The 15,351-nt window shown below is 68.9% G+C and carries 10 protein-coding genes; 4 read left to right on the top strand and 6 right to left on the bottom strand.

Annotated elements, in window-relative coordinates:
• From ACFO6Q_RS04360 to ACFO6Q_RS04340, 5 genes are all read right to left on the bottom strand, one after another.
• Entirely contained in the window at positions 1-1,323 is a 1,323-nt protein-coding gene (locus ACFO6Q_RS04360; RefSeq protein ID WP_380019323.1) for a peptidylprolyl isomerase, read from the bottom strand.
• Between the two features lie 120 nt (positions 1,324-1,443).
• The gene (locus tag ACFO6Q_RS04355) at positions 1,444-3,843 is read right to left on the bottom strand and encodes an LPS-assembly protein LptD (RefSeq protein WP_380019322.1); all 2,400 of its coding nucleotides are present in this window, start codon (positions 3,841-3,843) and stop codon (positions 1,444-1,446) included.
• A 160-nt stretch (positions 3,844-4,003) separates the two neighbouring features.
• On the bottom strand, positions 4,004-4,921 hold the full coding sequence (locus ACFO6Q_RS04350; RefSeq protein WP_380019321.1) for a histone deacetylase family protein: 918 nt from the start codon (positions 4,919-4,921) through the stop codon (positions 4,004-4,006).
• Positions 4,922-5,039: 118 nt separating this feature from the next.
• A complete protein-coding gene (locus tag ACFO6Q_RS04345) occupies positions 5,040-5,597 on the bottom strand; it encodes a cob(I)yrinic acid a,c-diamide adenosyltransferase (RefSeq protein WP_380019320.1) in 558 nt (185 codons plus the stop codon).
• A gap of 11 nt (positions 5,598-5,608) precedes the next feature.
• Positions 5,609-6,250 (bottom strand): hypothetical protein, encoded by a 642-nt coding sequence (locus ACFO6Q_RS04340; protein WP_380019319.1) that lies wholly within the window; start codon positions 6,248-6,250, stop codon positions 5,609-5,611.
• Positions 6,251-6,346: 96 nt separating this feature from the next.
• On the opposite strand from ACFO6Q_RS04340, the gene ubiH reads away from it, so the two are divergent.
• Together ubiH and ACFO6Q_RS04330 are read left to right on the top strand one after the other, a co-directional pair.
• On the top strand, positions 6,347-7,558 hold the full coding sequence (gene ubiH, locus ACFO6Q_RS04335) for a 2-octaprenyl-6-methoxyphenyl hydroxylase (protein WP_380019318.1): 1,212 nt from the start codon (positions 6,347-6,349) through the stop codon (positions 7,556-7,558).
• Positions 7,555-8,793, top strand: a complete 1,239-nt coding sequence (locus ACFO6Q_RS04330; RefSeq protein WP_380019317.1) for a UbiH/UbiF/VisC/COQ6 family ubiquinone biosynthesis hydroxylase — start codon at positions 7,555-7,557, stop codon at positions 8,791-8,793. Before ubiH ends, ACFO6Q_RS04330 begins: the two co-directional genes overlap by 4 nt.
• Position 8,794: 1 nt before the next feature.
• On the opposite strand, the gene ACFO6Q_RS04325 is transcribed toward ACFO6Q_RS04330, so the two are convergent.
• Positions 8,795-9,154, bottom strand: a complete 360-nt coding sequence (locus ACFO6Q_RS04325; protein WP_380019316.1) for a hypothetical protein — start codon at positions 9,152-9,154, stop codon at positions 8,795-8,797.
• Between ACFO6Q_RS04325 and ACFO6Q_RS04320 the strand changes: the two genes are divergently transcribed.
• Both ACFO6Q_RS04320 and ACFO6Q_RS04315 read left to right on the top strand, forming a co-directional pair.
• Positions 9,131-11,641 carry a winged helix-turn-helix domain-containing protein gene (locus tag ACFO6Q_RS04320; protein ID WP_380019314.1) on the top strand — a complete coding sequence of 837 codons (2,511 nt, stop codon included), beginning with the start codon at positions 9,131-9,133 and terminating at the stop codon, positions 11,639-11,641. The two genes, ACFO6Q_RS04325 and ACFO6Q_RS04320, sit on opposite strands and share 24 nt — an antisense overlap.
• Before the next feature lie 269 nt (positions 11,642-11,910).
• A complete protein-coding gene (locus ACFO6Q_RS04315; RefSeq protein ID WP_380019312.1) occupies positions 11,911-15,252 on the top strand; it encodes an NHL repeat-containing protein in 3,342 nt (1,113 codons plus the stop codon).
• Positions 15,253-15,351: the final 99 nt, after the last annotated feature.

Genomic DNA, 15,351 nt, shown 5'->3' with positions numbered 1-15,351 from the left:
TCAGGGCGCGCCGGACTTCGGCGGCGCGCTGTTGCCGCCGGGCAGGCGGATGTCGACGTAGGCTTCGCTGCGGATCTGGCGCAGGAAGCTCTCGTACTCGTCCTCGGCCTTGCGCTGGAACAGGATGGTCTTGGCTTGGTCGCGCTGCAGCTCGCCGGACTTGTCGGTGCTGCGCGTGTCGACCAGCTGCACGATGTGCCAGCCGGCGTCGGTCTCGAACGGCTGCGAGATGTCACCGGGCTTCATGCTCTGCAGCTGTTCGGCGACGCGCGTGCCGTAGGCGGTGCCGGAGAACCAGCCGAGGTCGCCGCCCAGGCGCGCGGTGGCCTCGTCCTGCGAGGATTCCTGGGCCGCTTTCTCGAAGTCCTCGCCGGAGGCGATCTTCTGGCGCACCGCGTCGGCCTTCTTGTGCGCTTCCGCGCTCGGCACCAGCTCGCTCGGTTTGATCAGGATGTGGCGCGCGTGGTACTCGGTGACCATCTGCGCACCGCCGTCGCGCTTGCCCAGCAGCTTGATGATGTGGAAGCCGTTCGGCCCGCGCATCGGCGGCGAGACCTGTCCTTCCTGCAGCTTGTCGGCCGCGTCGGCCAGCGCCGGCGGCAGCTCGTCGCGGCTGCGCCAGCCCAGATCGCCGCCTTGCAGCGCGTTCTGCGCGCTGGAGTAGCGGATCGCGGCGGCGGCGAAGTCCATGCCTTCGTCGATCTGCTTCTTGGCGTCCTCGGCCTTGGCGTGCGCCTCGTCGATCTGCTCCGGCGTCGCGCCGTCCGGCACGTTGACGACGATGTAACCCAGATGCAGCTGGCCGCCGCGCAGGTTGCCGTTGCGGATCAGGCTGTCGATCTCGGCGTCGCTGACCTGGGCGCGGCTCTGCGCGATGCGCTGGCGCAAGGTCTGCACGATCAGCTGGTCGCGCACGTTGCGGCGGAACTGGTCGTAGTCGATGCCCTGCTGGGAGAGCGCGCCGCGCAGCTGGCTGAGGTCCAGGCCGTTCTGCTGGGCGATCTGCCCCATCGAGCGGTCGATCTCGGCGTCGGAGACCTTCACGCCGGTGCCGTCCGCGCGCGCCAGCTGCAGCTTCTGCAGGATCAGGCGGTCCAGCACCTGGCGCTCGAGCACGTCGCGCGGCGGCAGCTGCTGCGGGTTCTGCGCGTACTGCGAGGTGATGCGCGAGACGTCGCGGTCGAGCTCGCTCTGCAGCACGACGTCCTCGTCGACGACGGCGACGATGCGGTCCAGCGGTTCGGCGGAGGCCTGGGCCTGCGCGGCGAGCGGAGCGGCGAGGGCGAAGGTGGCGATGGTGAGGGCGGCAAGCAGGGATTTCATGCGGAATTCCGGTGGTTCGGCGCGCGCGGCGCACGGCGGTGTGGACAGGCGGAACGGCTCTGGGTTCCGCCGCCGGCTGCGGATCGCGCGGCCGGCATCGAGGAGGGAATGCGGCCTAGCTCATTGAAATCCAAGGATACCACGGCGCAGGAAGTCGTCCGTCTTCTGGCCGATCGAGCCGACGCCCTTGAACTCCAGTTCGAAATAGATCGCCTTGTCGCGCTCGCCTTCGATGTTGCGGATCCAGTCGCGCACGAGCAGGCGCCAGGACACGCAGCAGGTGTCGTGCTCGACGCCGACGAAGCGCTCCAGCGTGCGGCCGTCGTAGCCCTTCGGATCGGCAGGGTTCGGGTTCGGATTGTTCAGCGCGTAGTTCCAGCGTGCGATCAGGCGCCAGCCGGGCGACAGCGGCACCAGGCCGGAGAGGTCGACCTGTTCGAGGAAGTCGCGCCGGTAGCGATACGAGAAGTTGACCACGCCCTCGCTGCCGAAGCGGTTCTGCACGGTGACCATGGACAGGTCGGTGCGGTCGGTGTTCGGGTTCCACTGCTGGTTCAGCACCAAACGCCAGCGGTCGGACGGACGCACGTCGATCTCGGCGGCGTAGGTCGAGCCGGACCAGTCGGTCGGCGGCCGGCCTGGCAACTGCACGCGCTGGTCGTCGAAGTAGCGGATCTGGCCGATGCTGGCGGACAGCCGCTCGGCGCCGGTCGCGTCCTCGAGGAAGCGCGTGGTCAGCGCCAGCGACAGGTTGTTGGCGTCCATCTGGCGGTCGGCGCCGACGAAGCGGTTGCTGCGGAACATCTGGCCGAACGTGAACGGCACTTCCTGCGTGTCGAACACCGGCAGGTCGTCCTGGTCGCGGTACGGCACGCGCAGGTAGTACGCGCGCGGTTCCAGCGTCTGCGTCCAGCCGGCGTCGCGGAAGGTGAACTCGCGCTCGAAGATCAGGCCGGTGTCGAGGCTGAAGATCGGCGTGCCGCGGCTCGGGTCGCGGTCGCGCAGCAGCGGGTTGTACTGCGGGTCGCCGGGCTTGGCCAGGTGGTCGAGCGAATAGGTCGTGTAGCGGTAGCCGATCTGCGGCCGGATGAAGTAGGCCGAGGTCTCGATCGGATAGGCCAGGTACGGGAACAGGTCCAGGCGCTGGCCTTCGAGCGGGCGCGTGCGGATGCGCTGATCCTCCGGGCCGCTCCAGAAGCTGCTCTTGCCGAACGCCACGTACTCGGACTCGACGCCGCCGGTCAGATCGCCGAGGAAGGCTTTCTCGGCGGTGAACGTCGCGCGCGGCAGGCGGCGGTACGGCTGGTACTGGTCGGGCAGGGTCGGATCGGTGATCTGGTAGTCGTCGCCGCCGATCGAGGCGTTCCACCAGCTGCCGCGGCCGTTGAGGTAGGCGGTGGACTGCAGGAAGCTGATCGCCGAGCTGTACAGGCCGCGGCCGAAGTCCTCGAAGTAGCGGCTGTCGGAGACGCGGTTGACGTCGATGCCCACGCCCCAGTTCGCATTCAGCGAGGTGGAGTTGCGCCAGCGGTACCACCAGCGGCTGTCGGGCACGCGCTGGTCGTAGTCGCGCGCCTCGTCGGCCGCCATGTCGTCCTTGGGGATGTAGTCGAAATTGAATTCGCCCTTGCTGCTGTCGGTCAGGTAGCGGAATTCGCCGCCGAACATGAAGCCGCGCTGGCTCATGAAGCGCGGCAGCAGGGTCGCGTCGTAGTTCGGCGCGAGGTTGAGGTAGTAGGGCAGCGTCACGTCGAGGCCGCGGCGGCTGCCGTAGCCGATGGTCGGCGCGAGGAAGCCAGTGATGCGGCGGTCGTCGAGCGGGAAGCGCAGGTACGGCAGCCAGAACACCGGCACGTTCAGCACGCGGAAGGTGACGTTGCGCGCGCGGCCGACGCCTTCGACGCGGTCGAGCACCATCTCGCGCGCGGCGAACGCCCACTGCTGGTTGCCCAGGTCGCAGGTCGAGTAGCGCGCGCCGGTCAGGTGGGTGCGGTCGGGGTCTTCCATCACCGCGACCTGGGCGACGCCGTTGCCGCGCGAGCTGAGCAGCTGGTACTGCACGCCCTCGAGCGTGCAGCGGTCCAGGTCGGCGTTGCCCTGCGCGCGCTCGGCCGACATCAGCATCGCGCGATCCTGGAAGCGCACGTGGCCTTCGGTGGAGTAGTCGGTGGTCTCGGTGTCGTAGGTGATGCGGTCGGCGCGCAGCAGCAGGTCGAGCTGCTTGATCTGCGCCTGGCCTTCGAGCACGTAGCGGGTCTTGTCGGGGCTGGTCACCTTCAGCGCGCTGGCGTCGCGCGGCACGCTGCTGCGGTCGCCGGTGGTCGGCAGGTCCGCCACGTAGAAGTCGAGCAGGTCGCTCTTCGTGCACATCTCCCAGCTGACCGGCTTCGTGGGGCACTTGAACACGCCGACCGGACAGTTCGGCGCGTCGTCGCCCTTGGCGTGCGCGAGCGAACCGAGGGCGAGGAAAATGGCGGCCGCGAGCAGACGCTGCTGGCGCAAAGCGGAGCGAGTGGGCACGGAGTCGATTCTGGTTGGACGCAAGACCGCTAGCTTGCCGGAAGCGCCCGCGGCCGGCAAACGACGACGTTCAGGAACCTCGCCGCCGACGTGCCGCGGCCGGCCAGCCCGCGGATGACCTCGGGGTTGGCGTCGGCGATCGTGCGCGGCGAAGCGGACGTCAGCCGAGCAGCGCGCCGACGTGGGCCGCGGTCGACTCGCGCAGCGCGGTCAGGCTGTAGCCGCCTTCCAGGCTCGACACCAGGCGGCCCTGCGCATGACGGCCGGCGAGGTCGACCAGGCGCGTGGTCAGCCAGGCGTAGTCGCCGGCGTCGAGGTTGAGATTGGCCAGCGGGTCGAGCCGGTGCGCATCGAAGCCGGCGGAGATCAGCACCAGCTGCGGCGCGAACGCCTCTAGCGCCGGCAGCAGGAGGATCTCGTAGGCGGCGCGGAACGCGGCCGAGCCGCTGTCGGGCAGCAGCGGTGCGTTGACGATGTTTCCCGCGCCGGTTTCCTCGCGCGCGCCGCTGCCGGGATACAGCGGCGACTGGTGCGAGGATGCATACAGCACGCGCGGATCGTCCCAGAAGATGTCCTGCGTGCCGTTGCCGTGGTGCACGTCGAAATCGATGATCGCCACGCGCTCCAGGCCGTGCGCGAGCGCGTGCGCCGCGCCGACGGCGACGTTGTTGAACAGGCAGAAGCCCATCGCGCTGTCGGGCGTGGCGTGATGGCCGGGCGGGCGCACCGCGCAGAACGCGCGACGGCGCGGATCGGCGAGCGCGGCGTCCACTGCCGCGACCACCGCGCCGGCCGCGCGCAGCGCCGCCTCGGCCGAGCCCGGCGACATCCAGGTGTCCGCATCCAGCGGCCGCCAGGCCGGCGCGTCCGGATCGAGCACCCGCTCGATCAGGCTCGGCGCGTGCACGCGCGCGAGCTGCGCGCGCGTCGCCCGCGGCGCCTGCGCGCGCGGCAGGCCGGCGAACGGCGCCTCGGCCAGCGTCTCGAGCACGGCGGCCAGGCGCGACGGCGACTCCGGGTGCCCCTCGCCGGTGTCGTGCTCGCGGCAACTGGGGTGGGTGTAGATGGTGACGCTCACGGCGGCGATTCGCTGGGGAAAGAAGAGGGGGCGCCAACGTCGCGCGCGTGCCGGTGCGCGTCAAGGGGCGTATCGCCGCGGGATCGCGACGTTGCGCTCCGCCGGGCCGGACACTTCTTCAGGGCTTCTTGCGCCGCTCGTGCTGCCACAGCACTTCGCCGTGGCCGGAGGTGCGCGCCAGCACGCGGGCGAGGACGAACAGCAGGTCCGACAGGCGGTTCAGGTAGCGGATCGCCTCGGCGCGGATCGCGTCGTGCCGCGACAGCGTGACGACCTCGCGTTCGGCGCGGCGGCAGATCGTGCGCGCGAGATGGCAGTGCGCGGCGGCGAGGCCGCCGCCGGGCAGGATGAAATCCTTCAGCGGCGGCAGGTCCTCGTTGAACGCATCGAGCGTGCGCTCGAGCCGCTCCACGTCGGCCTCCTGCACCATCGCCATGCCCGGGATGCACAGCTCGCCGCCGAGGTCGAACAGGTCGTGCTGGACCTGGGTCAGCGTCTCGCGCACGCGCTCGGGCAGCTCGACCGCGAGCACGATGCCCAGTGCGCTGTTGAGTTCGTCGACCGTGCCGTACGCGGCCACGCGCGCCGAGTCCTTCGCCACGCGCGTACCGTCGCCGAGGCCGGTCGTGCCGTCGTCGCCGGTGCGCGTATAGATTTTCGAGAGGCGGTTACCCACGATCGCCGGCGTCAGCGCCGCTGCTTGCCGGCCTCGCCCTGCGGCAGCCAGCCCAGCGTGCGCACCGCCAGCACGTGCAGCACGGCGGCGATCGCGACGTAGACCAGCGCCATGCCGACGAAGGACAGGTACCAGTCACCGAGGTTCTTGGTCCAGCCGGCGAGGCTGGGCGTGGCGCCGGAAGCGGCCTGCCAGTGGTTGCTGAGCCAGTAGTAGCTGCCGTTGGAGACCAGGTAGCACACGCTGGCGGCGACGACCACGCTGACCAGCAGCAGTCCGAGTTCGCGCGCGTGCAGGCCGGCGTAGCGCTCGCGCAGCCAGGCGCCGCCGAACCACAGCGCGGCATAGCTGGGCACCAGGAACCAGTACGCCGGCGACACGCAGTAGTGGCTCCAGAAGCTCAGGCCCTGGGCGGTGATGACGAAGTAGTCGATCGCGACCGCCAGCGCCATCAGCGCCGGGAACGCCCAGCGCACCGATCCGCGCAGGTAGAACCCGGCGATGAAGAACACCGCCCACGACGCGTCCGGCAGCGAGCCGATGTGCGTGCCGAGCGAGATCAGGTTCGAGCGCGTGGCCAGCATCACGATCGCCAGGATCGCGAATAGGCCGAAGCGCCAGGAGGTGGAGAGGTGGGAATCGGTGGCGGTCATGGTCGTGTTCCGGTCGAACGAAGCGCTAGTTTAGCCGAACGCTGCGTCGCGGCGCCGCAGGCATCCGTGCCGGCGGCGGGCGGTTATCATCGCCGCATGAGAGAAACCTTCGATGTCCTCGTCGTCGGCGGCGGCCTGGTCGGGGCGAGCCTGGCGATCGCGCTGGACGGCGCCGGCCTCGCGGTCGCGCTGGCCGAATCGGCCGCGCCGCGCGCCGACCTGCAGCCGAGCTACGACGAACGCAACCTCGCCCTCGCGCGCGTCAGCCTCAATGCCTTGGAAGCGCTCGGCGTGCTCGACGCGAGCGCGCCGGCGACGCCGATCCGGCGCATCCACGTCAGCCGCCGCGGCGATTTCGGCGCGGTGCGCCTGGACGCGGCCGAACTCGGCCTGCCGCCGTTCGGTGCGGTGCTGCCGGCGCGCGAACTCGGCAACGCGCTGCTGCGGCGGCTCGACGGCTGCGCCTCGCTGGTCCGGCTGGCCCCGGCGCAGGCGGTCGGCGTGGAGGCCGGCGACGAATTCGTCACGGTCGAGCTGCGCGTGGGCGACGCCACGCGGCGCGTGCGCACACGCCTGCTGGTCGGCGCCGACGGCACCGAATCCTTCGTGCGCAACGCCTTCGGCATCGGCGCCGAGCGCCACGACTACGCGCAGTCGGCTTTCGTCACGACGGTGACCACCGAGCGCCCGCTCGACGGCACCGCCTACGAGCGTTTCACCGATTCCGGCCCGGTCGCGCTGCTGCCGCTGGGCGAGCGCCGTGCGGGCCTGGTGCTCAGCGTGCCGTCGGCGGAGGCCGCGCGCGTCGCCGCGCTGGACGATGCGGCCTTCCTCGACGTCGTGCACGAGCGCTTCGGCTGGCGCGCCGGACGATTCTCGCGACCAGGCAAGCGCAAGCCGTATCCGCTGGCGCGCCTGCTCGCCTCGCGCACCACCGCTTCGCGCCTGGTGCTGGTCGGCAATGCCGCGCAGACCGTGCATCCGCTCGGCGCACAGGGCTTCAACCTCGGCCTGCGCGACGCGCTGACCCTGTCCGAACTGCTGCGCGCCGCACAGGCGACGGCGGGCGATCCGGGTGCGGCCGAGCTGCTCGCGCGCCACGTCGAGCGTCGTGCCGGGGACCGCGCCGCAACCACCTCCTTCAGCGACGACCTCGTGCGCCTGATGGGCAACGAGTTTGCGCCGCTGCGCCTGCTGCGCTCGATCGGCTTCCACGCGCTCGACCGCATCGGTCCGCTCAAGCGCCGCTTCGCGCTGCGCGGCATGGGTTATCGCGGCGACGTGCCGGCGCTGGGGCTGCTGCGATGAGCCGCCGCGGCGAGCTGGACGCGATCGTCGTCGGCGCCGGTCCGGTCGGCGCCGCGCTGGCGGCGGCATTGGCACGCGACGGTTTCGAGGTGGCCCTGGTCGAGGCGCGCACGCCGAAGCCGTGGCACGCCGGGGACGAAGTCGATCCGCGTGTCGTCGCGCTCGCGCCGGACGCGCGCGACCTGCTCGACGATCTCGGCGTGTGGCCCTCGATCGCCGCGTCGCGCGCCGGCGCCTACCGCCACATGCACGTGTGGGACGCGACCGCGCCCGGCGAGCTGCATTTCGACGCGGCCGAGCGTGGCGAGGCCGCGCTCGGCTGGATCGTGGAGAACCGCCTGATCCAGCACGCCCTGTGGAATGCGCTCGTTCCTGATCGCGAAGATCGGGAAGCGGCCGTCCATGGCCGCAGTTTTCACCCGTCTTCCGGCACCGTGCGCGTGCATTGCCCGAACGAAGTCGTCGAAGTGGAGAACGGCGAGGACGCCGTGGTCGCCACGCTCGACGACGGCACGCGCCTGCGCGCGCGGCTGCTGGTCGCCGCCGAAGGCGCCGAGTCCGCGCTGCGCGGCCGGCTCGGCATCGCTTTCGAGGGACGCGACTACGGCCAGCGCGCGGTGGTCGCGCACGTCGCCACCGAGCGCGCGCACGAGTCCACCGCCTGGCAGCGCTTCCTGCCCGGCGGTCCGCTGGCGTTCCTGCCGCTCGCCGACGGGCGCTGCTCGATCGTCTGGTCGCTGCCCGACGCCGAGGCCGCGCGCGTGCTCGCGCAGGGCGACGCGGCGTTCCGCGCGGAACTGGGCTGCGCCTTCGATTTCCGTCTCGGCGCGATCACCGCCGCGACGCCGCGGCTCGCCTTTCCACTGCGCCTGCGCCTAGCCGAGCGCTACCTCGCCGGCCGCTGCGTGCTGATCGGCGACGCCGCCCACGTCGTGCATCCGCTGGCGGGGCAGGGCGTGAACCTCGGTTTTCGCGACGTCGCCTGCCTGCGCCGCGTGCTGCGCGAGGCGCGCGAACGCGACAACGACCCCGGCGCCGCGCACGTGCTGCGCCGCTACGAACGCGAGCGGCGCAGCGAGAACGCGCTGGCCGCGCGCAGCTTCGACCTGATCGAGCGCGTGTTCGGCTCGTCCTCGGCGCCGTCGGCCGGCCTGCGTGCGGCGGGCCTGGCGCTGGCTTCGCGCGTGGCGCCGCTGCGGCGCGTACTCGCCGATGCGGCGGCGGGACGGCGTTGAATCAGAGTATCGCCCAGGTGATCACGCCGCAGACGATGGTCATCAGCAGCAGGCCGGCGAGGAAGATCGCGTCGGCGACGCGTTCGAGGCGGTGCATGCGGCGCGAGCTGCGCGAGCGCAGCGCCCAGTAGGCCAGCACGCAGGCGAGCATGAACAAGGTCGCGTCGGCGGCGAGCAGGTCGTCGCCGATGGTGGCGACCTTGGTCGTCGCGGTGACGATGTGGAGCAGGCCGATGACCGTCAGGCAGACGCCGACCAGGGCGGCCGAGGCGGTGAAGATGTGGATGCACAGGTCCGCCTCCAGCGTGCGGTTCACGTGGCGCGTATCGGCGTGCGGATGGCTCTCGTGCGCGGCGGGCATGACGGGAATGTGACAGGCTCGCGCCGCGCGAAGTTCACGCCGGCGGCGTTCGTCTTTTTTTGTAAAGCCGCCTGCGCCGGATTCGCATGCCGCTATGCTCTGCGCATGTCGAATTTCGCCTACCGCTTCGGCGATTGCGTCATCGATCCGGCGACTCGCGTGCTGCGTCGCGCGGGAAGAATCGTCTCGTTGCCACCCAATGCCTTCGACTGCATCGCGTACCTGATCGAGCATCGCGATCGTGCCGTGGGAAGAGACGAGCTGATCGCCGCGGTCTGGGGCAAGGCGGACGTCGACGATGCGCAACTCGCCCATGTGGTGCGCAAGGCCCGCCGGGCGATCGGCGACAACGGCACCGAGCAATCCGCTATCCACACGCTTCCACGCTTCGGATTTCGCTGGGCGCGCGAGGTCGAGCTGCGGTCGGTGGCTGCGGGCGAGGTTCCACCGGCTGCCCCGGCCTTCACCGCTCCTGCGGCGGAAGCGAAGGCGGCGCTTCCATGGCAGCGAATCCGGCGTCCCGGAGTATGGGTGCCGCTCTGCGTATCGGCCATCCTGCTGGTCGTCGGCTACCTCTGGCACGGCCATCGGACGGAGCCGGCCGTTCAGGATGTCGATTCGGCGCTCTCGGCGACCAAGGCCGGCGATGCGATCGCCGTGCTTCCGGTCGACACCGGCACGATCACGGGATCGGAGTGGGCCTGGTTGCGGCTGGGCCTGATGGACCTGATCAGCACGCGGCTGCGCGACGCTGGTCTGGTTGTCGTGACCAGCAGCAATGTCGTCGCACTGTTGCGGGACAAATCGTCTTCCGCGTCGGCAATGGATGAACTGCGCTCCGCCACGGGCGCGCGTTACTTGATAGCGCCGTCACTGGCGAAAAGCAGTTCCGGATGGGTCGCTCGCCTGAGCTGGGGCGAGAACGGTCAGTTTACGAATGAGGTCGAGGCGCACGCCAAGGACGCCCCGAGCGCTGCAATAGCCGTCACGGAACGCGTTCTCGATCAACTCGACCGCCGCAGGAAACGCGGAGCGGGGTCGCCGACGGACCTGCCGGCGACGGAACTGTTCCAGCGCGCCGAGGCCGCCGCCCTCGTCGGCGACTTCAGCCAGGCGAGGAGGCTGCTCACGTCGGCCCCGTCCGAGCTGCGCGACAGCCCGGAGTTGCTGCTGAATCTTGCCCGCGTCGAACTGAGAGGGGGCGACTTCGAGTCTGCGTCGCAGCGCTTTGCGGAACTGGAAAAGCGTATCTCGGCCGAAAATGATCCCGCGCTGCGGGCGCGAGCCCTGATCGGGCTGGGCACCGCGAAATTCCGCCTGCGGCATTTCGACGAGGTCGAGCCGCTGATGACTGAAGCCCTGGTCCTGCTGACGGCCGACGACGCATCGACCGACGTCGGCGAAGCCTTCCTCCGCCGCGGATCCGTGCACCTGTTTCGCTCGCGAATCGCCGAGGCGGCTGCCGATTTCTCAAGAGCACGCATCGCCTTCGAGCTGGCCGGCGACTCGCTGGCGCTCGCGCGAGTGGATTTCAACATGGGCGTGCTCCAGGATGCGCTGGGGCGTACGGCAAGCTCACTCCCGCTGTACGAACGGGCCGCCAGGCAATTCGATCGCTTCGGCGCGATGCCTGATCTCGTCATCGCGACGAGCAATCAGATCACTACGCACCTTGACCTGATGCAACCCGCGGAGGCGTTGAGGGTGGTCGGCTTGGCCGGAACCCGATTCGAGAAACTGGATGCCCCGCACTTGCGCCATCTGTTCAAGTGGCAGCATGCGCGAGCTTTGCTCGGCAACGGACGCGTCACCGAAGCTCGCGTATTGCTGGACGAACTGGTCGGCGGCATCGATCCGCAAACGGAGGCGGTTGCACTTTCACGGGCGCGTGCCGTGCAAGCCCAGATGGCGCTCGATGCCGACGCGCACGAGAGCGCTGCCGCGCTCGCCCTGGACGTGGTCCGTGGCCCACCAGGGTCCGTTGACGAAACGACCCGCACGTTGACCTGGTTGATCGCCACTCGAGCCTTGCGCGCGCTCGGCCGCAATTCCGAAGCCGCCGAAGAATCACGACAGTTCCGTGCCTGGGCGGGATCCACGGCAAAGGTCTTCGGCGACGAGACTTTCGAGCGCCTCGCGCAACTGGGCGAGGCGGAGCAAGCGCGAGCGGAGAAGAAGTACGCCCAAGCCGTGCGTCTGTACGAGGACGTCCTCGCCTGGTCGATTCGCAGCGCGCCTCCCGCGAGGATGGCCGAAGTGGCGGGGTCCTACCTGGATTTCCTTTTGGATCAAGGGAATATTGAGCGAGCAACCGCCATCGCAGGCCAGCTTGGGCCGTGGGCCGAGAGCGATTTCCGCTGCGCGCAGCTGCGGGCGCGCTTGTATCGCGCACTCGGCCAGACAGACGCCTGGCAGACGGCACTGGTGCAGGTTCGGCGTCTCGCCGGCGAGCGCCCTGTGCCGACGTCGGTCGCCGCCGCCCTGTGATCCGGCTCGAACAGGCGTAGCCGTCGTCCGCACACGCTCGTCCGGCACGCCTCCTTTTCGACGACGCAGGACGCATTTCGGCCCAGGGCGCGCCCGAAGCAACGTCTCGCCAGGCTTCGCCATGGATCGTCATCCCAACGTAAGCCTGTCGTCAAACCTCGACGAGGGTGCGCGATCCCGACCCCGTAGTAGGTTCGCTCCCCTCATCCGGCCGCTGCACGGCGCGGCCGGACCGGGTTTGCTCGTCATCTTGGGGAGGAAGATCGGCCATGCGTCACATCGTCATTGCGTCATGCCTTGCGGGAATGTTCGTCGTCCAGGGCGGAACGGTGCATGCGGAGCCTCCGCAATCGTCCGCCCGGCCCAGTGGAGCGCATCCCCGATCCATTTCGGAACGTCCGGCGATGCCGCCGATCGGGAAGATCGATCCGCTCACGCTCGACGTGAGCGGCCAGACCAGCGGGGGACCCGGTACCAGCCTCAGCGTCGGCCTCGCCATCGATGACGGCAGCGGGACGCTGTGCGGCAGCGACACCACCCTGACGGTCTACCCCGGCGACCGGATCAATTTCTGCTACACGATGACCAACCAGTCGTCCACGACGCTGAACAATCATTGGCTTGCGCACTACGATACGGGAGCCGGTTCCACCACGTACGTGTTCGAGAACCAGGAATACGCGCTGGCCCCCGGCGAGAGTCGGCAGTACAACCATGTCGTCACGGCCGCCGCCAGCCAGGCGATCAGGGTCATCTGGCTGGCGATGGACCATCCGGACGACTATGCGGTCACGCCTGGAACCTACCAGTTCATCGATATCCGCCAGACGGGCACGCTGTTGAATCCGCGATGGGATGATCTCGCCCACGTCACCCTGCCGTTTGAATTCAATTTCTTCGGGCTTTCCGCAGACTTCTACCAGTTGGACCTGCTGGGCATCGCACCCCAAGGCGGGATGTCATTCGGATCGTTCGGAGCCGCGCTTCCCTGGTACGACAACAGTCCACTGACGGGAGGATTGTCGACACCGTTCCTTTTCCCTTACTGGGACGACCTGTCGGACGATGGCGACGTGTACTGGCAGGCGATGGGCGAAGCCCCCAACCGGTTCGTCGTTGTTCAATGGAACAGGGGCCATTGGAATGCCGCGGGCACCGTCAGTTCGCCCGGCAGGATCAACTTTGAAGCCATCCTGCGCGAAGACGGCACTTTCACCTTCCAGTACGAAAAAATGACGTTCGAGGATCCGCAGCATCCGGAATGGGATCACGGCGGCAGCGCGACGATCGGAATCCAGGGCGACTTCGGGGACTTCGTGCAGTTCTCCTACGACGATCCGATCGTGGCCGATCAGTCGGCGATCGATTGGGTGTACACGCCGCGCACGGAATACCTTGCCCGCACCGACGTAGGCATCACCGTCGTTCCCCCGCCGGAAATCGGCCTCGCGCCGGGTTCGATCGGCGCACGTGCCAATCCCGGTGATTTCTACCTCGTGCGCGAATTGGCGGTGACGAACAGCGGCGGCAGCGACCTGTCCTGGAGCATCAACGAAGCCTCCAGTTCGCGCGCCCACTTTCCGCGCCATCCGGTGCGCGTTCCGCACAAGCTCGCCCCCGACGCAAGCGTGCTCGCCACTCGCAGCCAGGCACCTGCGCGGCCCGCCTCATCCGCGCCGTGGGCGGTCGCCTATGACGAGGCGTTCGGCGCGTCGGGAGTCCCGGCATTCGGCTTCACCAGCTGGACCCATTTCGACTTCGTTTCGCTCGATCTCGAGCGCCCGGGGAGCCTGACGGCCGTTGCCAGCCCCTGGCCGGCCATCGTCTATGCCGCGACCTTCGTCGATGACGACTTCACCAAGGTCTACGTGATCACCGCAGCCGGGCAATTCGATCCGATCTACTTCGGCACGATCGACACGACGAACGGCGCATTGACCGTCATCCGCGAGATCGACCCGACGCTGGGAGTGACGTTCGTCGGCATGAAACAGGACCCGACCACCGGGAACCTGTATGCGCTGGGCGTCTATGACGACGGCAGTGGAACCCATGCCCTCTACGCGATCGACCGGCACTCCGGAGCGCCCACGCGTATCGGCTACGTCACGGGCCCGGATTTGAATCCTTACCCCGCGCTCGTCAACTTGGCGATCAGCCCCGCCGGGTTGTTGTATGCGATCGACATCGTCGACGACGTGCTGATCGCTATCGACAAGCGCAATGCCGAGGCCGCAGTGATCGGTCCTACGGGCCTCGACGCGGACTTCGCGCAAGGGATGGATTTCGACGCCTCGACAGGCATTCTCTACTGGGCCGCCTACGGACCCGTCGGAAACAGCAACGTCTTCACCTTCGACACGGATACCGGCGTATCGACCCGGGTCGGCCGGGTGCAGGACAATGCCGAGCTGTTCGGTCTGTCCATCGCAAAACCAGGCCCATGCAGCCGTTTGCAGGACATACCCTGGCTATCGGTCCCCACCAGCAACGGCGTGCTCGGACCGAACCAGCGCAGCCCCTTGGAGATCATGCTCGATCCGGCCGAGCTGGGCGACGGCGTCTACACGGCCAACCTGTGCGTGTTCAGCAACGACCCGAGGCGCCCGCGTAGCGTCGTGCCCATCACGTTTACCGTCGGTGAAGTCGCCGCTGCGGGCCAGGTGCAGCCGGAAATCCTGGCTGCGACCGTGGAAACCGGCGGCACGGCGAGCATGGCGCTGACCCTCTCCAACTCAGGCACGCCCGGCAGCCGCCTGGACTACTCGATTTTTGAAGCGGCCGACGATTGCTCCGCTCCCGCGGATCAGTCCTGGTTGCGCGCAAGCCCGCTTCAAGGCGAAGTCGCCGCCGCCGCGGAAACGTCGATCCGCATCGACATCGACGCCACCGGGCTGGAGGCAGAGACCACTCATGCCGCGTGGTTGTGCATGGTGACCAACGACAGCGCGCATCCGGTTTTTGGCGTGCCGGTGAACCTTGCGGTCACGAAACCGAATAGGGTCTTCGCCGACGGCTTTGAACCGCGTCCAACCCTGCTCGCGTACGACGACGGCGTATTCGATGCCTCCATCGGCCGGGCGGGCGGGGGGCAGTTCATCTGGCTGAACCGCTTCACGCCCGACGCTGCGCAGTTGCCCATGCAGCTCGAGCAAGTCCAGGTGTACTGGTCGTCGTCGCAGTCCCGCGTCGGTCAGGGCAACGTCTTCGACGTCTTCGTGTACACCGATGCGGACGGCGACCCGTGGAACGGCGCGACCCTGGTCGCTTCCGTCCGGGAGCAGCAGGTGACGACAACCGAAGATTTTCAGGCCATCGCCTTGCCGGCGCCGATTGCCATCGATGCACGCAGCGGCGACGTGCTCATCGCCATCGTCAACCGTCGGGAGATGGATCAAGCCCAGCAGTTCCCCGCGGCCCTGGACACGGACGAACCGCGCTTCCGCTCGTACTTCGGAATCTACGACGGAGGAAATCCATCCGGTGCGCCGGAGCTGCCAGCGGACCTTTACTTCCGCACGGTGGAAGATCTTGGCATCGGTATAAGCGGCAACTGGATGCTGCGCGGTGCCGGCACCACCGCGGCCGGCGTCCCCGTGTTGCTGCGGTAGGCTCGAAACCGGATCGAAGTCCGACGCGGAGGTTCGCGTCGGATTTCGGCGCCGCGGCGCATCGGCGGCGGCCCGCGGCACCGCCGTCGCCGCGGCAGA

The organism is Dokdonella ginsengisoli (assembly GCF_042652785.1).
GTDB lineage: Bacteria > Pseudomonadota > Gammaproteobacteria > Xanthomonadales > Rhodanobacteraceae > Dokdonella_A > Dokdonella_A ginsengisoli.
Note: the sequence above shows the minus strand (reverse complement) of the source record. Positions and strands in the feature narration are given on the sequence as shown.